Origin of the sequence: Tepidiphilus baoligensis, from assembly GCF_012911495.1 — a bacterium.
Lineage (GTDB): Bacteria > Pseudomonadota > Gammaproteobacteria > Burkholderiales > Rhodocyclaceae > Tepidiphilus > Tepidiphilus olei.
On sequence record NZ_JAAAUB010000002.1, the window covers coordinates 134,593 to 156,175 of the forward strand.

A 21,583-nucleotide genomic window follows, 5' to 3' on the forward strand; every position below is an offset into this window, starting at 1 on the left:
CCTCAGTGCAGCCGCGGCATCACGCCGCGCAGCCCGCGCATCACCTTGCCCATCCCGCCCTTGGAGAACTGCTTCATCACGCGCTGCGTCTGGTCGAACTGCTTGAGCAAGCGATTGACCTCTTGCACCGTCACCCCCGCGCCGGCGGCGATGCGCCGCTTGCGGCTCGCCTTGATGATGTCGGGATTGGCGCGCTCCTGCGGCGTCATGGCATCGATGATGCCCTGGATGCGCGAGATCGCTTTTTCCTCCATGCCCCCCTGCAGCTGCCCGGCCGCCTGGGCGAATTGGGCCGGCAGCTTGTCGAGCAAGGCCCCGATGCCACCCATCTTGCGCATCTGCACGATCTGCTCGCGGAAATCGTTGAGATCGAACCCCTTGCCGGTGCGCAGTTTCTGCGCGAGCTCCTTGGCTTTGTGCTCGTCGACGGTGCGCCGCGCCTCTTCCACCAGACCGAGGATGTCGCCCATGCCGAGGATGCGGTTCGCCATCCGGTCGGGATGGAACGGTTCCAGCCCCGCGAGTTTCTCTCCCACCCCGGCGAACTTGATCGGCTTGCCGGTGACGGCGCGCACCGACAGCGCCGCCCCGCCGCGCGCGTCCCCGTCGAGCTTGGTGAGCACCACGCCGGTGAGCGGCAGGGTCTCGTTGAAGGCACGCGCCGTATTGACCGCGTCCTGCCCCAGCATGGCATCGACCACGAAGAGCGTCTCGGTCGGGTTCAAGGCCGCGTGTAACGCCTTGATCTCGTCCATCATCGGCTGATCGATCGCCAGCCGGCCGGCGGTGTCCACCAACAGTACGTCGTGGAAATGCCGCTCGGCCCAGTCCTTGGCCGCCCGTGCGATCGCCTCGGGCTGCTGCTCGGGCGAGGAAGGAAAGAAGTCGACCCCGGCCCGTTCGGCCACCGTACGCAGCTGCTCGATCGCCGCCGGGCGGTAGACGTCGGTGGAGACCACCAGCACTTTCTTGCGTTTTTCTTCCTTGAGCCACTTGGCGAGCTTGCCCACGGTAGTCGTCTTGCCCGCCCCCTGCAGACCCGCCATGAGGATGACGACGGGCGGGCGCGCCTCGAGCTTGAGCCCCTCGCTTTGGCCGCCCATCAGCGCCACGAGTTCGTCGTGCACCACCCCGATGAGGGCCTGGCCCGGCGTGAGCGAACCGATCACCTCCTGGCCGACGGCCTTTTCCTTGACGCGGGCGATGAAGTCCTTGACCACCGGCAGGGCCACGTCGGCTTCCAACAGCGCCATGCGCACTTCGCGCAGCGCCTCCTGGATGTTGTCTTCCGTGAGCCGCGCCTGGCCGCGCAGCGTCTTGACGACTTTGGATAGTCTTTGCGTCAGGTTGTCGAGCATGGGCGCAAAACCTCGGCATTCTTCGAGTAAACTAGGATCATGGATTCGATTCTACCCCATCTGCTGGCCTTCCTCTTGTATGGCCTCGGGGCGATCGCCGTCGGGCGGCGTTGCCATCGTCAGCCGGAAGAAGGTAGCCGCTGCCCGCGCCCGCTCGACCGGGTGCTACTCACCGCAGCCATCCTCGCGCACGGCTGGGGCGCCGCCACCTTGCTGCTCTCGGACCAAGGATTGCGGCTCGGGTTCGCGCCGGCGCTCTCGCTCACGGTATGGCTTGCCGCCCTCTTTTTCTGGATCGAATCCTTCTACGCCCCCATCGGTTGGCTCTATATTCTGCTCACCCCCATCGCCGCCCTGGTGTGTTTGCTCGTGCCCTGGCTGCCCTTGCCGGCCACGCCCGTGGCCGCCGACAACCCCTGGCTGCGCCTGCACCTGGTGGTAGCGTTGCTCTCCTACGCGCTCTTCACGCTCGCAGCGCTGCACGCAGTGCTGATGTCGGTCCTCGAACGCGCCCTGCACCGACGCGATCCCGTCGCCTGGCTCGGGCGGATGCCACCGTTGCTCGTGATGGAGTCGCTCCTCTTTCGCGTCATCGGCGTGGCCTTCGTGCTGCTCACGATCACGGTGCTCACCGGCGTCGTTTTTTCCGAGACACTCTTCGGCCAGCCCTTGCGCTCCGACCACAAAACGGTATTCACCCTGCTCGCCTGGGCCATCTTCGGCATCTTGCTGCTGGGGCGACGAACCTGGGGTTGGCGCGGGCGCGTGGCCCTGCGCTGGACGTGGGCCGGTTTCATCACCCTCGTGCTTGCCTACCTCGGCACTCATTTCGTCCTCGAATACCTCCTGCAGCGCCGGTGACGCCTCCGATGGATGCCCCGCTCCCCGCCGATCTGTTCTGGCAATGGTTCGGCCTGGCCTTGTTGCTCTTGTCCTCGGGCCTGTCCTCCATGAGCGAAACCGTGATGATGGCGACCAACCGCTATCGCCTGAAAGCCCGGGCAGAGCATGGCGAGCGAGGTGCACGACTGGCCGTGACACTCATCGCACACCCCGAGCAGATGCTGAGCGTGATCTTGCTCGTAAACAACGCGATCAACGTAGGGGCTGCAACCCTCGCCTCGGTCATCACCATCGAGCTCTTCGGCCAGAACGAGGCGATGCTCGCCGTGGGCAGCTTCTCGCTGACCTTCCTCATCCTCGTCTTTTCCGAGATCACGCCGAAAGTGATCGGCGCGCGCTATGCCGACCTCCTCGCGCCCTACGTCGCTTATCCGCTCACGGTCTTGCTGCGCCTGCTCGGACCCGTAGTGAATTTCGTCAATCTCTTCGTCAGGGCACTGCTGTGGCTGCTGCGTCTGCCGCACCGAGCCGCACCTCAGGACCCGAGCCTGGAGGAGCTTCGCAGCCTCGTTCTCGAATCCCGCGTCTTGCGTTCCCAAAAGCACCGCGACGTGCTGCTCAAACTCTTCGATCTCGAGCGCATCACGGTAGCCGATGTGATGATCCCACGACAGGCGATCGAATTTCTCGATCTCACCGACGACGAAGAGACCCTACGGGCGCAACTGGCCACCGCCTACCATACGCGGCTGCCGGTGATCGAAGGCAATCCCGACGAGGTACTCGGCATTTTGCACGTGCGCCAGCTCCTCGCCGAGACGCTCACCGCGGGATTCTCCCGCGAATCCATCCGCCGCAGCCTCTCGCCGCCCTACTTCGTGCCGGAAGACACCAATGCCATGACGCAATTGCAGTTCTTCCAGGAACATCACCAACGGCTGGCGCTGGTGGTCGACGAATATGGCGAGCTCCAGGGGCTGGTGACGCTCGACGACATCATCGAGGAGATGGTGGGAAAATTCACCACCAGTCGCCCCGGTAGCGACGCCTTGCTGCAGTGGCAGGAAGACGGAACGGTCATCGTCGACGGGGCCACCCCCGTACGGGACATCAACCAGATGCTCGGACTGAACCTGCCCACCGCTGGCCCCAGGACCCTCAATGGGCTCATTCTCGAATATCTCCAGGAGATCCCCGAATCGGAAGTATCCCTGCGTATTGGCGACGTACGCCTGGAGGTTTTACAATGCCATGATCGCCGAATAAGATCGGTCCGCATTTACGCCCCCTCGTCCGGCAGAACCGATGCGGATGAGCGCGATGCCACTGAATCCAGTGAGGAAGGACGATGACGGAAAAGACGGGTTTGGTACGGGCCCTGATCCAGAAAGGCTGGATCGACGAGAAAACGGTCGAACAGGCTCAAGCCAAAGCGGATGATGGACCCAACGCCCTGCTGCTCGCCCTCATCAAGTCGGATGCACTCGACGAGCGCAAGGTCGCCCAGTTCGCGGCCGAGACGTTTGGTTTGCCCGTATTGGACATCGAGGCCGTCAATCCCGACGTCTTGCCACGCAAACTGATCGATCCGCAGATCGCCAGTCGCTACCAGATCGTCGCCTTGTCGCAGCGCAAAGGGAAAACGGTGATCGCCGTGGCCGACCCCACCCAGGTGCGTGTCTACGACGAAATCCGATTTCAGACCGGCATGTCGATCGAGCTCGTCGTTGCCCCGGCTCAATCCCTCGCCCGTTTTTGTGAAAAATTCTACGAATCGACCACCAATGCGCTTTCTACCCTCATTCAAACCGACGAGCTGTATGAGGAGGTCTCCCTCAGCACGGAGAGTACGGCCGCGGAGGAATCCGAAGTCGACGTCGAAGACGCCCCGGTGGTACGCTTCATACAGAAGATCCTGATCGACGCGATCAATGAAGGCGCCTCCGACATCCACTTCGAGCCCTACGAGAAATTCTTCCGCGTCCGGGTGCGCCAAGACGGCGTGTTGCGCGAGATCGCTCGCCCGCCGCTGGCGCTCAAAGAAAAGATCTCCGCCCGCCTCAAGATCATCTCCCGGCTCGACATCTCGGAAAAACGCATTCCCCAAGATGGACGTACCAAGCTCACCCTCAGCAAGAACAAATCGATCGATTTCCGCGTCTCCACCCTACCCACTCTGTGGGGTGAGAAGATCGTGCTGCGCATCCTCGATGCGAGCCAGGCGATGCTCGGCATCGACGCCCTCGGTTACGAGCCAGAGCAAAAAGCAGCACTTTTAGAGGCGATCGAGCGCCCCTACGGCATGATCCTCGTCACGGGCCCCACCGGCTCGGGCAAGACCGTCTCGCTCTATACCTGCCTCAATCTGCTCAACAAACCGGAAGTCAACATCTCCACTGCCGAGGACCCGGTAGAGATCAACCTGCCCGGAATCAATCAGGTCAACATCAATGACAAGGTGGGCTTGACCTTCGCCTCGGCCTTGCGCGCCTTCCTGCGCCAGGATCCGGACATCATCATGGTGGGTGAGATCCGAGATCTGGAGACCGCCGACATCGGGGTCAAGGCAGCCCAGACCGGCCACTTGCTCCTCTCCACCCTGCACACCAACGATGCGCCCAGCACCGTCGAGCGGCTGCGCAACATCGGGATCGCCCCGTTCAACATCGCTTCCTCGGTGATCCTCATCACCGCCCAGCGACTGGTACGGCGTCTTTGTACCTGCAAGCAACCGATCGACGTACCGCTCGAGGCCCTCATCTCGGCCGGTTTCACTGAAGACGAACTCGATGGCGACTGGCAACCCTACGGTCCGGTCGGCTGCGAGAAGTGCCGCGGCTCGGGCTACAAGGGGCGCACCGGGATCTATGAAGTGATGCCGATCAGCGATTCCATCCAACGCCTCGTCATGGCCAATGCTTCGGCCATGGAGATCGAGGCCCAGGCACGGAGCGAAGGCGTCCGCAGTTTGAGGCAATCCGGGCTTCTGAAAGTCAAACACGGCATCACTTCGCTCACCGAAGTGCTTGCCGCCACCAACGATTGATCCCGTTGCGAGAGGTTCTCCATGGCTGCTACGACCGCGAAATCCAAAGAGCTGCTGTTCAGCTGGGAAGGTAAGGACGCTCAGAACAAACCCGCCCGCGGGGAGATCCGCGCCATGAGCGAAGCTTCGGCGCGAACGGCCCTGCGCCGGCAAGGCGTGATCGTCACCAGGATCACCAAGATCAAGCAACGCCGCGGGCGCATCAACGAGAAGGATCTGGTCCTCTTCACCCGTCAGCTCTCCACCATGATGAAGGCGGGCGTGCCGCTGCTGCAATCCTTCGACATCGCCATCAAGGGCTCGACTAATCCAGCCCTGACGCGATTACTCAATCTCATCCGCGAAGACATCGCGGCCGGCTCCAGCCTGGCGGCAGCTTTTGCCAAACACCCCTTGTACTTCGATCGGCTCTTCGTCTCGCTGGTGGCTGCCGGCGAGCAGGCCGGTATCCTCGACGACCTGCTCGAGCGCCTGGCAACCTACCAGGAAAAAATCCTGGCAATCAAAGGCAAGATCAAATCGGCACTCTTCTATCCTGCCGCCGTCGTGGTCGTGGCCATGATCGTCATCGCGGTCATGATGATCTTCGTCATCCCGCAGTTCAAGGACATCTTTACCAGCTTCGGCGCCGATCTCCCCGCTCCGACCCAGATCGTGATCGACATGTCGGAATTCTTCGTCGCCAACTGGTACGTCATGCTGGGCGCGGTGATCCTGATCATGGTCGGTCTCACCCTGTTGCATCGGCGATCTCCGGCGTTCCGCGCCCTCGTCGATCGATCCATCTTGCGCCTACCCGTCGTAGGCGAGATCGTCCGCAAAGCCACCATCGCACGCTGGACCCGGACGCTCGCCACCATGTTCGCCGCCGGCGTGCCGCTCAACGAGGCGCTCGTCTCGGTGGGAGACGCCGCCGGCAACATCGTCTACCGTGAAGCCACCGAAAAAATCACCCAGGCAGTCACTTCGGGTATCTCGCTCACCGTGGCGATGGCCGAAACCGGTGTGTTCCCGGCCATGGTCACGCAAATGATTTCGATCGGGGAAGAGTCGGGGCAACTCGATTCCATGCTCAGCAAGGTGGCGGAATATTACGAACGCGAAGTCGATGAGGCGGTCGCGTCGCTCTCCCAGCTGCTCGAACCGGTGATCATGGTCTTCCTGGGGGTCGTCATCGGCGGCATCGTCGTGGCCATGTACCTTCCCATCTTCAAAATGGCCCAGACCATATGAGCGCAGCGGCCGTCCTGCCCTGGAGCGTGCAACTGCTCGCCGCGCTCGTCGTCGGCGCGATGGTGGGGAGTTTCCTCAACGTCGTGATCCATCGCTTACCTCGTATGCTGGAGCAACAATGGCAGGCGCAGGCGCGCGAAATCCTGGGGCTACCGCTCGAGCCTCGAGCGCGCTACGACCTCGCGCGACCGGCTTCGCACTGCCCGCACTGCGGCCATGCCATTTCCGCCTGGGAGAACGTCCCCCTGGTGAGCTGGCTCGTGTTGCGTGGGCGATGCCGCCATTGTCGAGCCCCCATCGGCTGGCGCTACCCCCTCGTGGAGCTCCTCGCGGCGCTCGCGGCGCTCGCCGCACTGTGGCGCTTCGGCATGGGCTGGCAGGCACTCGCCGGGGCTGGTTTTCTCTGGTGTGTGATCGCGCTCGCCTTCATCGATCTCGACACGCGCCTGCTGCCGGACGATCTGACTCTGCCTCTCTTGTGGGCGGGGCTGCTGGTCAACCTGCAGGAGCATTTCGCTTCCTTGCCCGAGGCCGTGCTGGGCGCCGTCGCCGGTTATCTGATCTTGTGGAGCATTTATTGGCTCTTCAAGCTCCTCACGGGCAAAGAGGGCATGGGTTATGGCGACTTCAAGCTGCTCGCCGCGATCGGCGCCTGGCTCGGCTGGACGGCCCTTCCCCTCGTTCTCCTGCTCGCCTCGCTCACGGGCGCCGTGGTTGGAATCGCGCTCAAGACGCTCGGACATCTGGGACAAGGGCAACCCCTGCCTTTCGGCCCTTTCCTTGCTGCCGGCGGAGCAGTAACACTGCTGTGGGGGGCTGACCTCTTGCAATGGTGGATCGGCGCCCCCATTTTGCGGTAGACTTGCCGATTCGTCCCGACAGGTGTTCTTTCCTTTCCAGGAGATCTGCGATGCCTATCTACGAATACCGTTGCAACGATTGTGGCACCCGGCACGAGCATCTGCAGAAACTCGGCGAGGCGCCGCTCGAACGCTGCCCCGATTGCGGCAGCATGCAGTACGCCAAACTCGTCTCTGCCGCTGGTTTCCAGCTGAAAGGCAGCGGCTGGTACGCCACCGATTTCAAGGGAGGAGGAGCGTCCAGTAACCCCTCCAGCGAAGCATCGAAGGCACCGGCCACGGCGACTGAAGGCGGCTGCGGTGCATCCTGCGCGTGCCATTGATTCCGGTAGCCTGGATCCTCCACCCCCATGCATCTGAGACGCTATTTCATCGCCGGGTTGCTGGTGTGGCTGCCCATCGTGGTCACTTTCGTGGTGCTCAGCTGGATCGTGGGCACGATCGATGCCATCGTCGACTGGCTACCCCATGCCTGGCGACCCGATGCCTTGCTAGGACGGCGCATTCCCGGCATGGGGGTGGTGATGGCCGTGGCCATCGTCTTTCTCACCGGGCTAGTGGCGGCCAACGTCTTGGGGCAGCGCCTGATCCGGCTGTGGGAAGCCCTCATCCATCGCATCCCCATCGTCAAGAGCATCTACGCGAGCGTGAAGCAAGTCTCCGAGACGCTCTTTTCCGATACGGGACAGGCCTTTCGCACTGCCGTCCTCGTGCAATATCCCCGGCACGGCACTTGGACCATCGCCTTCGTCACTGGCGAACCCGCCCCCGAGACGGTAGGCAATCTGAATGAACACGGTCGCTTTCTCACCGTGATGGTTCCCACGACGCCCAACCCGACTTCGGGCTTCCTCCTGATCGTGCCGGCACGCGACGTCATTCCCCTCGATTTGTCGATCGACGAGGCTTTGAAATACGTGATCTCTCTCGGCACGCTCAATCCGAAAACCCGCTCACCCGTCCCGCCTCCGGCGGATCTTCCCCCTTCTGTCTGACGAAAAAAGAAAACGGAACTCCATGCGTACCCACTATTGCGGCCAGGTTACTGCCGAACACCTCGATCAGACCGTCACCCTGTGCGGCTGGGTCCATCGCCGACGCGACCACGGCGGCGTCATCTTCCTCGATCTGCGCGACCGCGAAGGTCTGGTGCAGATCGTCTGCGATCCCGACTCCCCCGAAACCTTCCACACCGCCGAATCCCTGCGCAACGAATACGTCGTGCGCGTCACCGGTACGGTGCGCCGCCGCCCCGCGGGTACCGAGAACCCGAATCTGCCCACCGGCGAAATCGAGGTGCTGTGCCGTGATTTGGAAGTGCTCAACGCCGCCGCACCCCTGCCCTTCCAGCTCGACGAATCCCATCTCTCCGAGACCGTTCGCCTGACGCACCGCGTCATCGATCTGCGTCGCCCCGTGATGCAAACCAACCTCATGCTGCGTTACCGCGCCGCCCGGGCCTTTCGCCGCTTTCTCGACGCACAGGGGTTCATCGACATCGAAACGCCCATGCTCACGCGCAGCACCCCCGAGGGCGCGCGAGACTACCTCGTACCTTCGCGCGTGCATCCAGGGCACTTCTTCGCGCTGCCCCAGTCCCCCCAGCTCTTCAAACAGATGCTGATGGTCTCGGGGTTCGATCGCTACTACCAGATCACCAAGTGCTTCCGCGACGAAGACCTGCGCGCCGACCGTCAGCCCGAATTCACTCAGGTCGATATCGAGACTTCCTTCATGACGGAAGCGCAGATCACGGCGCTCGCCGAAGCCATGATCCGCGAGGTCTTCGGCGAAGCGCTCGGCGTACAGCTGCCCGATCCCTTCCCTCGCCTGAGCTACGCCGAGGCGATGGCGCGGTTCGGTTCGGACAAACCCGACTTGCGCGTGACGCTGGAGCTCACCGACGTCACCGACGCGGTGCGCGACGTCGCCTTCAAGGTTTTCTCCGGCCCGGCCAACTCGGGCGGGCTGGTGATGGCGCTGCGCATCCCCGGCGGGGCGCAGCTCACCCGCGGTGAGATCGACGACTACACCAAATTCGTCGGCATCTACGGCGCCAAGGGGCTCGCCTACATCAAGGTGAACGACGCGAGCCGCCCCGACGAAACCGGCTTGCAATCCCCCATCGTCAAGAACCTGCACGAGCAGGCGCTGCGGACCATCCTCGAGCGCACCGGCGCGCAAAGCGGCGATCTCATCTTCTTCGGCGCCGACAAACCCAAGGTGGTCTACGATGCCCTGGGGGCGCTGCGCACCAAGATCGGGCACGAAAAAGGCTTTCTCACGGGAGCCGACTGGGCGCCGGTGTGGATCACCGATTTCCCCATGTTCGAATACGACGAGGAAGAGAAACGCTGGGTGGCGCTGCACCATCCATTCACCTCGCCCAAGGACGAAGACCTCGAGCGACTGGAATCCGACCCGGGCAGCGTGCGCGCCAAGGCCTACGACCTCGCCCTCAACGGCTGGGAGGTCGGCGGCGGTTCGGTGCGCATCCACCGCGAGGAAGTGCAGCGGCGCGTCTTCGCCGTACTCGGTATCGGCGAGGAAGAGGCGCGCGCCAAGTTCGGCTTCCTGCTCGACGCGCTCAAGTACGGCGCGCCCCCCCACGGCGGCCTCGCCTTCGGCCTGGATCGCATCGTGGCGATGATGGCGCGCGCCGAATCGATCCGCGACGTGATCGCCTTCCCCAAAACGCAGCGCGCCCAGTGCCTGCTCACCCAGGCCCCCAGCCCGGTCGATGAGAAACAGCTGCGCGAGCTGCACATCCGCCTGCGTGTCGAACCGGAAAAACCAGCCAAGAACGCCTGATGCCAAGGACGATGCCATGACCCGGGAAACCTCCGACGCCCCGCTCACCGCCGCGCAGAAAGCCGACGTGCTCTCCGAAGCCTTGCCCTACATCCGCCAGTTCTTCGACAAGACGCTCGTCATCAAGTATGGCGGCAACGCCATGACCGACGAACGCCTCAAAGATAGCTTCGCGCGCGACGTCGTTCTGCTCAAGCTCGTCGGCATGAACCCGGTGGTGGTGCATGGCGGCGGACCGCAGATCGAGCAGCTGCTCGCCCGCATCGGCAAGAAAGGGGAATTCATCCAGGGGATGCGCGTCACCGACGCCGAGACCATGAGCGTCGTCGAGATGGTGCTGGGCGGTCAGGTGAACAAGGAGATCGTCAACCTCATCAACCGGCACGGCGGCAAAGCGGTCGGGCTCACCGGCAAGGACGCCGGCGGCTTCATCCGCGCGCGCCGTATGCGCCTGCGCCAGCGAGACGACGGCGAATCGCTCATCGACATCGGCCAAGTGGGTGAAGTGAGCGCCATCGACCCCGCGATCATCCAATTCCTCGATCGCGGTGACTTCATCCCGGTGATCGCTCCGATCGGCGTCGACGAAGAAGGGCAAACCTACAACATCAATGCCGACCTGGTGGCCGGAAAACTCGCCGAAGTGCTACGCGCCGAAAAGCTCATCCTCATGACCAACACGCCCGGCGTGCTCGACAAGAACGGCAATCTCCTCACGGGGCTCACGCCGAGCCGGATCGACGAACTGGTGGCCGACGGCACGCTCTCGGGCGGAATGCTGCCCAAGATCGCCTCCGCGCTCGAGGCGGCCAGGAACGGCGTGCGCTCGGTGCACATCATCGACGGACGCGTCGCGCATGCGCTGCTCGTCGAGATCCTCACCGACCAAGGGGTCGGCACCATGATTCGTGCCGAATGAAGAGAAACCGGCGACACAGAGCCCGTGAAGGGATTGCCACAGCCGGGAGAAACCGCGAGGCGCACGAGGCGCAACGCCACGATCAAACCGCCCGGCGGATCGATGTGCCAGGGTTCAGTCGCCGAGTTTCTCAGCCACGAAGTCGATGAGCGAACCCAGCGTGGCGAACGTGGTGCCGTCGATCTCGTCGTCGCCTATGATGAAGTCGAAACGCTCTTCGAGGAGATGGATCACGGCCAACACCCCCATCGAGTCGAGCTCGGGCACGGCCCCCAAAAGCGCGCTCTCGCGCCCCAGGGTCTGTAAGCGCTCCGGCGGCAATTCGAGCGCCTCGCCCAAGATTTCACGCACTCTGCGTTCGACGTCCAAACCCATCCCCTTCATGCATCCTCGCCCGGATGTGGCGAAACGATGATTATAACGGGAGGTCGCACCGCGATGCATCCACCGCTCCTGCTGTGGCATCTGCCACGGTACCACGCCGAACGTCGCCCCGAAGCGCGGGCGCTCACTTCCGGCAACGAACATCTCACGTACGCCCGACTCGCGCGGGAGATCGAACGCTGCGCCGCGGCGCTGCAATCGCTGGGTATTCGGCGCGGCGATCGTGTCGCCGTCTGGCTCGACAAACGACCCGAGACGGTCATCGCCTGTTTCGGCGCAGCCGCCGCCGGCGCCATCTTCGTGCCGATCAATCCGCTCCTCAAGGCCGAGCAGGTGCACTATCTGCTGCGCGACAGCGGCGCACGCTGCCTCGTCACCGCCCCGACGCGGCTGCGCACCCTGCTACCTTGGCCCGATGGCATCGCACCGCTCGCGCTCGCCGTGGAGGAAGCGGGACAAAGTACGCCGCCAGAGGCCCGTTCCTGGCATGAGTGCCTGGCGCAGGCCGGCACCTTCGCCGCACCGCCCGCCACGGAGCATGACGTCGCCGCCATCCTCTACACTTCCGGCAGCACGGGACGCCCCAAAGGGGTGGTGCTGTCGCATCGCAATCTCGTCGCCGGCGCCCAATCGGTGGCGAGCTATCTGGAAAATTCCCCGGACGACGTACTGCTCGCGGCGCTGCCGCTCTCGTTCGATGCGGGTTTTTCCCAGCTCACCACGGCTTTCTGCGCCGGGGCGCGCGTGGTGCTGCTCAACTACCTGCTGCCCGTCGACGTGCTGCGCACCCTGGAGCGCGAGCACGTCACGGGGCTCACCGCCGTGCCGCCGCTGTGGGTGGCGCTCGCCGAGCTCGACTGGCCGGCTACGGTCACCGCCCACTTGCGCTATTTCGCCAACACCGGCGGAAAACTGCCGCGGCGCACGCTCGAGCGCTTGCGCGCCCTCGCGCCCCAAGCCAAACCCTACCTCATGTACGGCCTCACGGAAGCCTTCCGCGCCACGTACCTGCCGCCGGAAGAGATCGACCGCCGCCCGGATTCGATCGGCCGCGCCATCCCCAACGCCGAAGTGTTCGTACTGCGCGACGACGGCACCCCCTGCGCCCCGCGCGAAGTGGGTGAGATCGTCCAGCGCGGCCCCCTGGTGGCGCAGGGCTACTGGAACGACCCCGAGCGCACTGCCGAGCGTTTCCGACCCTTACCAGCCGCCGTCGATCCGCGCCCGGCGCAAGTGCCGGCACGCGAGTGGGCGGTGTTCTCCGGGGACTACGGCTGGCTCGACGAAGAAGGCTATCTCTATTTTGCGGGGCGGCGCGACGAGATGATCAAGACCTCCGGCTACCGCGTCAGCCCCACCGAGATCGAAGAGGCGCTCTTCGCCTCCGGGCTCGTGCGTGAGTGTTGCGCCTGCGGGCTGGAAGACGAGCGGCTCGGCCAAATCATCGCCGTGGCGCTGCAACCGGCGGTCGAACCCTTCGATCCGGAAACCTTGCGTCGCCATTGCCGCCAGCACCTGCCCCCCTACCAGGTACCACACGTCTTCCTCGTGTCCGATCATCCACTGCCGCGCAACCCCAACGGCAAGCTCGACCGCCCGGCGATCCGCGAGCGGCTCGCCCGGCACGCCAAGACCCAGGCACGAGCATGATCCCGGAACACGCGCCGATGAACGAATTCCCCGTCGACGCGCGTGGTGAGCTCACCGTGGGCGGCCTGCCGCTCACCCGGCTTGCCGAGCGCGTCGGCCGCACTCCTTTCTACGCCTACGACCGAAGCCGGATAGGTGCGCGCGTGGCCCGCGTGCGCGAGGCGATCGGCCCCGAGGTGCGCCTGCACTATGCCCTCAAGGCCAATCCCTTCCCGCCGCTCGTGGCGCTGCTCGCACGCGAGACCGACGGGTTCGACGTCGCCTCCGCCGGCGAGATGGCACTCGCGCTCGACTGCGGCATGCCAGCCGAGCGCATCGCCTTTGCCGGTCCGGGCAAACGGGAAGAAGAACTGCGCCAAGCGCTGGCCGCAGGGATCACGATCACCCTCGAATCCGAACGCGAACTGTCGCGCGTGCTCGCCCACGCTGAGTCGCTCGGCATCGCACCGCACCTCGCGCTGCGGCTCAATCCCGATTTCGAGCTCAAGCGCGCCGGCATGAAGATGGGTGGCGGGGCCAAACCCTTCGGCATCGACCTCGAGCGCGCCCCGGTCATACTCGAAGCTCTGCATGCCGCCGGCCTTGCCCTCCAGGGGTTGCACCTCTACGCCGGCTCGCAGATCCTGGATGCCGCAGCGCTCGTGGCCGTGCAGCGCGCCGCCTTCGAGCGCCTCGTCCGGCTTGCCGAGCAGCTGCCTGTACCGCCGCGCTGGCTCAACCTCGGCGGCGGCTTCGGCATCCCTTATTTTCCCGGCGAGCAGCCCCTCGCGCTCGAACCGGTGGGCGAAAACCTGCGCGCGCTCGCCGCCGAGCTGCACCGTCTCCTGCCCGCGACCGAACTCGTCATCGAGCTGGGGCGCTACCTCGTAGGCGAAGCGGGTCTCTACGTCTGCCGCGTGCTCGACAAGAAACGCTCGCGCGACACGACGTTTCTCGTGGTCGACGGCGGCCTGCACCAGCATCTGGCCGCGAGCGGCAACTTCGGTCAAGTGATCCGCAAAAACTACCCCGTGGCGATCGGCAACAAGATGCACCTGCCGGCGAGCGAACGGGTCACCGTGGTTGGACCGCTGTGCACCCCGCTCGACATCCTCGCCCAAGAGGTGCCGTTACCGCCGGCCGAACCTGGTGATCTCTTCGTGGTCTATCAATCTGGTGCTTACGGCGCGAGCGCAAGTCCTCGCGCCTTCCTCTCCCATCCCGACGTGATCGAAACCCTCGTATAAAATGAAACGAACACTCCCTTTTCCGTTGCCCGATGGCGACGACGCGCTCTTTTGTTTGGTTCGCCACGGCGAAACCGACTGGAACCGCGAGAAGCGCATCCAGGGGCATCTCGACGTGCCGCTCAACGACACCGGTCGCCGCCAGGCGCTGGCCGTGCGCCGTGCCCTTGTCGGAATCCCCTTTGCCGCGCACTACGCGAGCGACCTCGCGCGTACCCTCGAAACCGCCCGCCTCATCCTCGGCGCAGATGCGCCCCTTCAGCCCCATCCGGGCCTGCGCGAGCGACACTGCGGCCACTTCCAGGGGCTCTTGCCCGAAGAAGCCGAACGGCTCGATCCTCATGGTTATGCCCGCTACGCGAGCCGAGACCCTCACTATCGACCGGTCGGCGGCGAAGCGCTCAGCGAAACGTTCGCCCGCATCGGCCGCACGCTCGACGAACTCGCCCGCGCCCATCGCGGCGAAGCCGTGCTCATCGTCACCCACGGCGGCGTGCTCGATGCCGTGCGTCGGCACGTCGAGGGACTGCCGCTCGAGCGCAAGCGCGACTTCCCCATCCCCAACTGCGGCCTGTCGTGGGTACGTTGGGGGCGAACGCGCGAGCTCCTCGCCTGGGCCGAGACCTCTCACCTCGAAGCGCCGGCGCGCGACGAGATCGCCGCCATGTGATCACGGCGCCCCATGCTAGAATTTCCCGTTTCCGAACCCCGACGGAGTCCCCCATGTTCCGCAAAGCCGATGGCCTCGCCCAGGTCGACCCGGAGCTCTTCGCCGTGATCGAAGCCGAAAACCGCCGGCAGGAAGAGCACATCGAACTCATCGCCTCCGAAAACTACGTCTCCTATGCCGTCATGCAGGCGCAGGGCTCGCAGCTCACCAACAAGTACGCGGAGGGTTATCCCGGCAAGCGCTACTACGGCGGCTGCGAACACGTCGACGTCATCGAGCGGCTGGCCATCGAGCGGCTGAAGAAACTCTTCGGCGCGGAAGCGGCCAACGTGCAGCCCCACTCGGGCTCGCAGGCCAATCAGGCGGTGCTCATGGCCTTCGCCAAGCCCGGCGACACCATCATGGGCATGAGCCTGGCCGAAGGCGGGCACCTCACGCACGGCATGCCGCTCAACCTCTCCGGCAAATGGTTCAACGTCGTCGCCTATGGGCTCGACGAGCGCGAGGAGATCGACTATGACCGCATGGAGCGGCTGGCCCACGAACACAAACCGAAAATCATCGTCGCCGGGGCCTCGGCCTATTCTCTGCGCATCGACTGGGAGCGTTTTGCCAAGGTCGCCCGCGATGTGGGCGCGATCTTCTGGGTCGACATGGCCCACTACGCCGGTCTCATCGCCGCCGGTTTCTATCCCAATCCCGTACCGCACGCCGACGTCGTCACCTCCACCACGCACAAAACGCTGCGCGGGCCGCGCGGCGGCGTCATCCTCATGAAAGCCGAGCACGAAAAGGCGATCAACTCCGCCATCTTCCCCGGTCTGCAAGGCGGCCCGCTCGTGCACGTCATCGCTGCCAAGGCCGTTGCCTTCAAGGAGGCCATGAGCCCCGAATTCAAGCGCTATCAGGAACAAGTCGTGCTCAACGCCCAGGTCATGGCGCGGGTGCTGGGGGAAGAGCGGGGGCTGCGCATCGTCTCCGGGCGCACCGAGTCGCACCTCTTCCTCGTCGACCTGCGTCCCAAGGGCGTCACCGGCAAGGACGCCGAAGCGGCGCTGGGGCGGGCCCACATCACGGTCAACAAGAACGCCATCCCCAACGACCCGGAAAAACCCATGGTCACCTCGGGCATCCGCATCGGCACCCCGGCCATGACCACCCGCGGGTTCAGCGAACTCGAAGCCGAACGGGTGGCGCACCTCATCGCCGACGTGCTCGAAGCGCCCAACGACGAAACCGTGCTCGCTCGGGTACGGGAACAAGTGGCCGATCTCTGCCGCCGTTTCCCCGTCTACGAGCCTTGATTTTCCTCCGCGATGAAATGCCCTTTTTGTGGTGACACGGACACCCAGGTGCTCGACACGCGTGAGGGCGAAGACGGCAGCGTCGTGCGCCGCCGTCGCCGCTGCGCCAACTGCCAGCGCCGTTTCACCACCTATGAGCGGGTCGACCTCAAGCCCCCGGTCGTCGTCAAGCGCGACGGCTCGCGCGAGGATTTCGATCGGGAAAAGCTCGCCGCCAGTCTGCGGCTAGCCTTGCGCAAGCGTCCCGTGCCCGCCGAGACGATCGAACACACGATCGAGCGCATCGAAGCGGAGCTCTTGTCGAGCGGCGCGAGCGAAGTCCCCAGTACCATGATCGGCGAAATGGTGATGGAAGCCTTGAAGCGCCTCGACAAAGTCGCCTACGTGCGCTTCGCTTCGGTCTACCTCAACTTCGAGGACGTCGGCAAGTTCGCCGAGCTCATTCGCGACGTGCAGGCGAGCGCCCGACGCAAGCGCAGCGAGAAGAACACCGACGACGATGCCGCCGACCTCGTCCGTTCCTGACGACCCGTACTGGATGCGCCGGGCGCTACGGCTCGCGCGCAAGGGGCTGGAGACCACCACGCCCAATCCGCGCGTCGGTTGCGTCATCGTCTCCCCCGACGGACGGCTGCTCGGCGAAGGATGGCACGAGCGCGCCGGCGAGCCGCACGCCGAGATCCACGCCCTGCGCCAGGCCGGAGCGGCCGCACGCGGCGCCACGTGCTACGTCACGCTCGAACCCTGCAGCCATCACGGCCGCACTCCGCCCTGTGCCGACGCCCTCATCGCCGCCGGCGTAGGGCGTGTCGTCATCGCCCTGCAAGACCCCAATCCCCGCGTGGCCGGCAAAGGGATCGAACGACTGCGCGAGGCCGGCATCCCCGTCGACGTCGGGCTGTGCGCCGCGGAATCCGCCGAGCTCAACCGGGGTTTTCTCACCCGCATGACCCAGGGCCGCCCCTGGTTTCGCCTGAAGACCGCCGCCACGCTCGACGGGCGCACGGCACTCGCCGACGGGCGCAGCCGCTGGATCACGGGCGAAGCCGCCCGGCGCGATGTCCACCGCTGGCGCGCCCGCTCCTGCCTCGTGCTCACGACGATCGCCACCGTGCTCGCCGACGATCCCGAGCTCACAGTGCGCCACGTCCCCTGCCGACGCGCGCCGCGCCGCGCCGTGCTCGACAGCCGCCTGCGCCTGCCCGAATCCGCCCGCCTGCTGCAAGGCGAACCGGTGTGGATTTTCACGGTGCGGGAAGACGTGGAGAAACGCGCCCGCCTCGAAGCCCTGGGGCATCGCATCATCCGGCTGCCGGCCGACGCCGACGGGCGTGTCGCACTCGAAGCGCTCGCGCAGTGGCTAGGAGCGCACGACATCAACGAAGTTTTGATCGAAGCCGGTGCGACGGCGAACGCCGCGTTCCTTGCCACCGGTCTCGTCGACGAATGGCTGCACTACGCCGCCCCTTGCGTGTTGGGTAATGGCGCGCGCGGTCTCTTTGCGCTGCCCGAACCGGCCACGCTCGCTCTAGCGCCCCGCTTTCGCCTGCAAGAAACGAAACGCCTCGGTGAAGACCTACGCCTGCGCCTGCGCCCCGCAGACCGGACATGAAGGGTCGCGCGCCACGTTCAAGGTGCGCCACTGCATCGTCAAGGCATCGAAGAGCACGAGCCGGTCGGAAAGCGCCGCCCCCAGGCCCGCGAGCCACTTGATCGCCTCGGCGGCAAGCGCCGTGCCGATGAGACCGGTGAGCGGCGCGAACACGCCCATCACGGCACAGCGCAGCTCCTCGTCCTCGGCCTCTTCGGGGAAAAGGCAGCGGTAGCACGCCCCACCCTGCCCTATCCGGTCGAACACGGCGATCTGTCCCGAGAAACGAATCGCCGAGCCGGAAAAAAGCGGTTTTCCCGCCGCTACACATGCGCGGTTGACGGCGTGGCGCGTGGAAAAGTTGTCGCTGCAATCGAGCACCAGATCGACCTCTGCCACCGCTTGCGCCAGGCGATCCCCTTCGAGCCGCGCCTGCAGCGGCACCATCTCGACCAGCGGATTGACGCGAGCAAGCGCCGCCCGCGCCGCCAGCACCTTGGGCTGACCGACCGAGGTCGCGTCGTAGAGCATCTGGCGCTGCAGATTGGTCTCGTCGACCACGTCATCATCGGCGATAAACAGCCGGCCGATGCCGGCCGAGACGAGATACCACGCCGCCGGGCAACCCAGACCGCCCGCTCCGACGATCAACGCCTTGCCCTGCCCGATGCGCTCCTGCCCTTCGATACCGATCTCGGGCAGGAGCAGATGTCGGCTGTAGCGCAGCAGCGCCGCGTCATCCATCGTTCTCACTTCAGGGGCGCTTTTTCGCCCTGCTTGCTCACGGCGCCAGATGGTTCGGCGCTCACCGAAGCGGGTACGACCCCTTCGCGCAACCACTTCAGCGCTGCCTGATATTGACGATCTTCGCTCGAACCAAACTCGAATCGGGGAGGCAGACTCGATTCTTCGGGCGAAGTCGATCCTTCGTCGGCACCAGTACCCACACCCTCCGAGCGTCCCGCGGGAGCACGTCTGACCCCATCGCGATCGAGCTCGAGATGCTGCTGCAGATCGGCCTCACGCAGCGCACGAACCGATCCATTCTCGGTTTCCTCGACGACGAAATCCGGCTCGATGCCTTTGGCCTGGATGGAACGGCCGTTCGGCGTATAGTAAAGCGCGGTGGTCAGCTTGAGCGCTGCGCCGTTGTTGAGCGGGAGAATGGTTTGCACCGAACCCTTGCCGAACGAGCGCGTTCCGAAGATCTTCGCCCGACCATGGTCCTGCAACGCTCCGGCCACGATCTCGGAGGCCGAGGCGGAACCTGCATTGATCAAGACCACCATCGGCAAGGTTCGATATTCCGTTGGCAAATTGGCGAGATAATCGCGCTCCCGTGGCCCACGCAGATAGTCCGAGGGACGCACGCGGTATTCGCGCCGTGAATCCGGCAAACGCCCCTCGGTCCTGACCACTACGGCATCCTCGGGCAGGAAGGCACCGGACACCCCGATCGCCGCATTGAGCAACCCACCCGGATCGTTACGCAGATCGAGGATCAATCCATCGACCGCCCCTTCCTGGCGCAGCTTGCTCAGGTGCTCGACGAGCATGGGGCCCGTGTTTTCTTGGAATTGGGTGATGCGCACGTAGGCAATGGTATCGTCACGCGTGCTCCTGACGCTGCGCACGGTGATCACCTCGCGCGTGATCGTGAGCACGATGGGCTTGTCGACCTGCTCGCGTACGATCGTGAGCGTCACCTTGGTACCGGGTTTGCCCCGCATGCGTTTGACCGCATCGCGCAAGCTCATCCCCTTGACTGGCGTCTCGTCGATTTTCACGATCAGGTCACCCGTCTTGATCCCGGCACGAAACGCCGGAGTATCCTCGATCGGCGAGACCACTTTGACGAAGCCATCTTCCATGCCGACTTCGATTCCCAGGCCACCGAACTCGCCTTGGGTGCCGACCTGCAGCTCCTGGTATTCTTCCGGATCGAGATAGGCCGAATGGGGATCCAGGCCGCTCACCATGCCCCGGATCGCTTCGCTGATGAGCTTTTGATCCTCTACCGGCTCGACGTACGCCTTCTTGACTGCATCATAGACCTCGGCAAACGCCCTCAGGTCTTCCAGGGGCAAAGCGGAAGTGGCGTTACGCTCCGCCAAAGCCGAGAAATTGAACGTGAGCAACGCCCCGCCCACGATTCCAACCACCAACAGGGAAATCCGACTAATCCAGCGTCGCATTCGACTCACCTCGATCGAGTGGGAGCCTCGAATGACCTACTGCCTGGCCGCATGGCACGGTGCTCCGATGCTCGGTTGCTCGCCCTTCCATTCGATGGGTCTTGCATTCCGTGCGCCGGGCTCCTTGCTCTGCAACCGCTCGTGACGGTTTTTCGAGGCACCCGAGTGTATCACCGCCGGATCCAACGCAGTGGATCCTGCGGTTCGCCATTATGCCTGATTTCAAAGTATAACCCCGAGCGTCCCATGTTACCGCTCGATCCCGTGGTGGCGATCGTCTCTCCGGCTTTTACCCGCTGTTGCGGTTCGTACAACATCGAGTCGACGTTGGCATAGACGGTGAGATAACCACCCCCATGGTCGAGGATGATCAGATTACCATAACCGCGCATCCAATCGGCGTGGGCGACCACCCCATCGGCCACGGCCCGCACGGGCTGCCCGGCATCGGTGGCGATGAACAGTCCTCGCCAGGTTCCACCTTCAGGGCGGGCCGCGCCGAATCGCCCCTGCACCCCACCTTCGGTCGGCCAGCCCAAGCGCCCGCGCAAGCCCGAGAGCGGTTGCCCCGCAGCAGACTCATCGGCGAGGACCCGGGCCGTGGTTTGGGCCATACGCCCCCGCGTCCCTTCGGCGGCTGGTCCGCTTTCTGCATCCCGCGCCATCGGTTTGGACGCAAGCCGCTCGCGTGCCTGCCGAGCTTCCTCCTCACGTCGCAACCTTTCCCGGCGCTGGGCTTCCTCGCGCCGAGCGCGTTCCTGAGCTTCCAGCTGACGCACCAGGCGGGTGAGTGCGGCAGCATCCGCCTCGATCTCGCGCTTGCGATCCTTGGCCGCCTGAACCTGTTGCGCCAACGCCTCACGCAACTGCCGCCGCTCCTGCGCCAGCACCTGCCAGCGCTCGGCCTCTCGGGCCGTTTCTTCCTGGACTCGTGCCAAACGCTCCCGACGGCGTTCGAGTTCTCTGCTCAGCACCACTGCACGGGATTGCTGCTCACGCAAGGCGGCGATACGCCGGGCCCGGTCGGCGGCCAGGATCTGCAGGTAATGCACGCGCCGCCCCACTTCGGCGGGATCTTCGCTCGAAAGGAGCGGATCGAGTGGGCGCTGCTGGCGGTAATACGCCCTTGCCCAGGCGGCCATTTCCTGTTGATGCTGCGCAATCGAGCGCTCCAGCTCCGCCAATGTCGCCTCGTTTTCGGCGATCCGCGCCGACAGGGTCGCCTCTTCGGTGCGCAAGCGCTCCAGTTTGCGCGCCGAGGCGTTGGCCGCACGCTCCGATTCTTTCAGCTTCGCTTCGATCTGCCGTCTTTTGTCCTCGGTCTGACGCACCTCACGATCGATACGCTGCATCTCCTGCTGCAGACTCTGGAGCTCGGAGCGTTTCTCCCCCAACCCCTCATCCGCCCACGTCCCGACCGGATGCGCGAGCCAGCCGAAAGGGACGAACCACGCGAACCCGATCAGCCTTGCCGCAACCCTCCGGACGTTCAT

General features: G+C 64.7%; 20 protein-coding genes. 15 read left to right on the forward strand and 5 right to left on the reverse strand.

What is annotated here, in order from left to right; translation table 11 throughout:
* Positions 1 to 2: 2 nt before the first annotated feature.
* Positions 3 to 1,358 (reverse strand): signal recognition particle protein, encoded by a 1,356-nt coding sequence (gene ffh / locus GV368_RS02425; RefSeq protein ID WP_142804621.1) that lies wholly within the window; start codon positions 1,356 to 1,358, stop codon positions 3 to 5.
* A gap of 39 nt (positions 1,359 to 1,397) precedes the next feature.
* Between ffh and GV368_RS02430 the strand changes: the two genes are divergently transcribed.
* The 9 genes from GV368_RS02430 to argB are packed head-to-tail and all read left to right on the forward strand — an operon-like array spanning position 1,398 to position 11,070.
* Positions 1,398 to 2,219, forward strand: a complete 822-nt coding sequence (locus GV368_RS02430) for a cytochrome C assembly family protein (RefSeq protein WP_178086726.1) — start codon at positions 1,398 to 1,400, stop codon at positions 2,217 to 2,219.
* Positions 2,220 to 2,227: 8 nt separating this feature from the next.
* A complete protein-coding gene (locus GV368_RS02435) occupies positions 2,228 to 3,553 on the forward strand; it encodes an HlyC/CorC family transporter (RefSeq protein ID WP_169115193.1) in 1,326 nt (441 codons plus the stop codon).
* A complete protein-coding gene (pilB, locus tag GV368_RS02440) occupies positions 3,550 to 5,247 on the forward strand; it encodes a type IV-A pilus assembly ATPase PilB (RefSeq protein WP_169115194.1) in 1,698 nt (565 codons plus the stop codon). Before GV368_RS02435 ends, pilB begins: the two co-directional genes overlap by 4 nt.
* 21 nt (positions 5,248 to 5,268) lie before the next feature.
* Positions 5,269 to 6,480, forward strand: a complete 1,212-nt coding sequence (locus GV368_RS02445; RefSeq protein WP_142809268.1) for a type II secretion system F family protein — start codon at positions 5,269 to 5,271, stop codon at positions 6,478 to 6,480.
* Positions 6,477 to 7,340, forward strand: a complete 864-nt coding sequence (locus GV368_RS02450) for a prepilin peptidase (RefSeq protein WP_169115195.1) — start codon at positions 6,477 to 6,479, stop codon at positions 7,338 to 7,340. Before GV368_RS02445 ends, GV368_RS02450 begins: the two co-directional genes overlap by 4 nt.
* Before the next feature lie 50 nt (positions 7,341 to 7,390).
* Positions 7,391 to 7,663 (forward strand): FmdB family zinc ribbon protein, encoded by a 273-nt coding sequence (locus tag GV368_RS02455; protein WP_142804615.1) that lies wholly within the window; start codon positions 7,391 to 7,393, stop codon positions 7,661 to 7,663.
* A gap of 33 nt (positions 7,664 to 7,696) precedes the next feature.
* Positions 7,697 to 8,335, forward strand: coding sequence for a DUF502 domain-containing protein (locus GV368_RS02460; RefSeq protein ID WP_142809376.1), 639 nt, complete (start codon positions 7,697 to 7,699; stop codon positions 8,333 to 8,335).
* 22 nt (positions 8,336 to 8,357) lie between these two features.
* Entirely contained in the window at positions 8,358 to 10,151 is a 1,794-nt protein-coding gene (gene aspS / locus GV368_RS02465; protein ID WP_169115196.1) for an aspartate--tRNA ligase, read from the forward strand.
* Between the two features lie 16 nt (positions 10,152 to 10,167).
* A complete protein-coding gene (gene argB / locus GV368_RS02470) occupies positions 10,168 to 11,070 on the forward strand; it encodes an acetylglutamate kinase (protein WP_142804613.1) in 903 nt (300 codons plus the stop codon).
* 114 nt (positions 11,071 to 11,184) lie between these two features.
* Here argB and GV368_RS02475 read toward each other — a convergent pair whose 3' ends face one another.
* Positions 11,185 to 11,454 carry an acyl carrier protein gene (locus GV368_RS02475; protein ID WP_206673221.1) on the reverse strand — a complete coding sequence of 90 codons (270 nt, stop codon included), beginning with the start codon at positions 11,452 to 11,454 and terminating at the stop codon, positions 11,185 to 11,187.
* A 54-nt stretch (positions 11,455 to 11,508) separates the two neighbouring features.
* Here GV368_RS02475 and GV368_RS02480 point away from each other — a divergent pair, with 54 nt between their 5' ends.
* From GV368_RS02480 to ribD, 6 genes are read left to right on the forward strand one after another with little or no spacing between them, the layout of a single operon-like run.
* Entirely contained in the window at positions 11,509 to 13,104 is a 1,596-nt protein-coding gene (locus tag GV368_RS02480; protein WP_169115197.1) for an acyl-CoA ligase (AMP-forming), exosortase A system-associated, read from the forward strand.
* A 17-nt stretch (positions 13,105 to 13,121) separates the two neighbouring features.
* Positions 13,122 to 14,330 (forward strand): pyridoxal-dependent decarboxylase, exosortase A system-associated, encoded by a 1,209-nt coding sequence (locus GV368_RS02485; protein WP_169115198.1) that lies wholly within the window; start codon positions 13,122 to 13,124, stop codon positions 14,328 to 14,330.
* A 1-nt stretch (position 14,331) separates the two neighbouring features.
* On the forward strand, positions 14,332 to 15,000 hold the full coding sequence (locus GV368_RS02490) for a histidine phosphatase family protein (RefSeq protein ID WP_142804610.1): 669 nt from the start codon (positions 14,332 to 14,334) through the stop codon (positions 14,998 to 15,000).
* A gap of 53 nt (positions 15,001 to 15,053) precedes the next feature.
* Positions 15,054 to 16,304, forward strand: coding sequence for a serine hydroxymethyltransferase (glyA, locus tag GV368_RS02495; protein WP_169115200.1), 1,251 nt, complete (start codon positions 15,054 to 15,056; stop codon positions 16,302 to 16,304).
* A 12-nt stretch (positions 16,305 to 16,316) separates the two neighbouring features.
* Positions 16,317 to 16,829: a transcriptional regulator NrdR gene (gene nrdR, locus GV368_RS02500; RefSeq protein WP_142804608.1), complete on the forward strand. Its 513-nt coding sequence runs from the start codon at positions 16,317 to 16,319 to the stop codon at positions 16,827 to 16,829.
* Entirely contained in the window at positions 16,804 to 17,916 is a 1,113-nt protein-coding gene (gene ribD, locus GV368_RS02505; protein ID WP_235933634.1) for a bifunctional diaminohydroxyphosphoribosylaminopyrimidine deaminase/5-amino-6-(5-phosphoribosylamino)uracil reductase RibD, read from the forward strand. The genes nrdR and ribD overlap by 26 nt, the downstream gene beginning before the upstream one ends.
* Here the strand turns inward: ribD and GV368_RS02510 are convergent.
* The 3 genes from GV368_RS02510 to GV368_RS02520 form a co-directional block, all read right to left on the reverse strand.
* Positions 17,881 to 18,639 (reverse strand): TOMM precursor leader peptide-binding protein, encoded by a 759-nt coding sequence (locus GV368_RS02510; protein WP_169115202.1) that lies wholly within the window; start codon positions 18,637 to 18,639, stop codon positions 17,881 to 17,883. The two genes, ribD and GV368_RS02510, sit on opposite strands and share 36 nt — an antisense overlap.
* A 5-nt stretch (positions 18,640 to 18,644) precedes the next feature.
* A complete protein-coding gene (locus tag GV368_RS02515; RefSeq protein WP_169115203.1) occupies positions 18,645 to 20,090 on the reverse strand; it encodes a S41 family peptidase in 1,446 nt (481 codons plus the stop codon).
* Between the two features lie 170 nt (positions 20,091 to 20,260).
* A complete protein-coding gene (locus GV368_RS02520; RefSeq protein ID WP_169115204.1) occupies positions 20,261 to 21,583 on the reverse strand; it encodes a murein hydrolase activator EnvC family protein in 1,323 nt (440 codons plus the stop codon).

Excerpts from the sequence above, each read along its gene's own strand:
- argB (WP_142804613.1), top strand. The coding sequence starts at position 10,168 with ATGACCCGGGAAACCTCCGACGCCCCGCTCACCGCCGCGCAGAAAGCC.
- GV368_RS02480 (WP_169115197.1), top strand. The coding sequence starts at position 11,509 with ATGCATCCACCGCTCCTGCTGTGGCATCTGCCACGGTACCACGCCGAA.
- pilB (WP_169115194.1), top strand. The coding sequence starts at position 3,550 with ATGACGGAAAAGACGGGTTTGGTACGGGCCCTGATCCAGAAAGGCTGG.
- GV368_RS02515 (WP_169115203.1), bottom strand. The coding sequence starts at position 20,090 with ATGCGACGCTGGATTAGTCGGATTTCCCTGTTGGTGGTTGGAATCGTG.
- GV368_RS02450 (WP_169115195.1), top strand. The coding sequence starts at position 6,477 with ATGAGCGCAGCGGCCGTCCTGCCCTGGAGCGTGCAACTGCTCGCCGCG.
- nrdR (WP_142804608.1), top strand. The coding sequence starts at position 16,317 with ATGAAATGCCCTTTTTGTGGTGACACGGACACCCAGGTGCTCGACACG.
- aspS (WP_169115196.1), top strand. The coding sequence starts at position 8,358 with ATGCGTACCCACTATTGCGGCCAGGTTACTGCCGAACACCTCGATCAG.
- GV368_RS02455 (WP_142804615.1), top strand. The coding sequence starts at position 7,391 with ATGCCTATCTACGAATACCGTTGCAACGATTGTGGCACCCGGCACGAG.
- GV368_RS02475 (WP_206673221.1), bottom strand. The coding sequence starts at position 11,454 with ATGAAGGGGATGGGTTTGGACGTCGAACGCAGAGTGCGTGAAATCTTG.
- GV368_RS02430 (WP_178086726.1), top strand. The coding sequence starts at position 1,398 with ATGGATTCGATTCTACCCCATCTGCTGGCCTTCCTCTTGTATGGCCTC.
- glyA (WP_169115200.1), top strand. The coding sequence starts at position 15,054 with ATGTTCCGCAAAGCCGATGGCCTCGCCCAGGTCGACCCGGAGCTCTTC.
- GV368_RS02510 (WP_169115202.1), bottom strand. The coding sequence starts at position 18,639 with ATGGATGACGCGGCGCTGCTGCGCTACAGCCGACATCTGCTCCTGCCC.
- GV368_RS02435 (WP_169115193.1), top strand. The coding sequence starts at position 2,228 with ATGGATGCCCCGCTCCCCGCCGATCTGTTCTGGCAATGGTTCGGCCTG.
- GV368_RS02490 (WP_142804610.1), top strand. The coding sequence starts at position 14,332 with ATGAAACGAACACTCCCTTTTCCGTTGCCCGATGGCGACGACGCGCTC.
- GV368_RS02520 (WP_169115204.1), bottom strand. The coding sequence starts at position 21,583 with ATGAACGTCCGGAGGGTTGCGGCAAGGCTGATCGGGTTCGCGTGGTTC.
- ribD (WP_235933634.1), top strand. The coding sequence starts at position 16,804 with ATGCCGCCGACCTCGTCCGTTCCTGACGACCCGTACTGGATGCGCCGG.
- GV368_RS02485 (WP_169115198.1), top strand. The coding sequence starts at position 13,122 with ATGAACGAATTCCCCGTCGACGCGCGTGGTGAGCTCACCGTGGGCGGC.
- GV368_RS02445 (WP_142809268.1), top strand. The coding sequence starts at position 5,269 with ATGGCTGCTACGACCGCGAAATCCAAAGAGCTGCTGTTCAGCTGGGAA.
- ffh (WP_142804621.1), bottom strand. The coding sequence starts at position 1,358 with ATGCTCGACAACCTGACGCAAAGACTATCCAAAGTCGTCAAGACGCTG.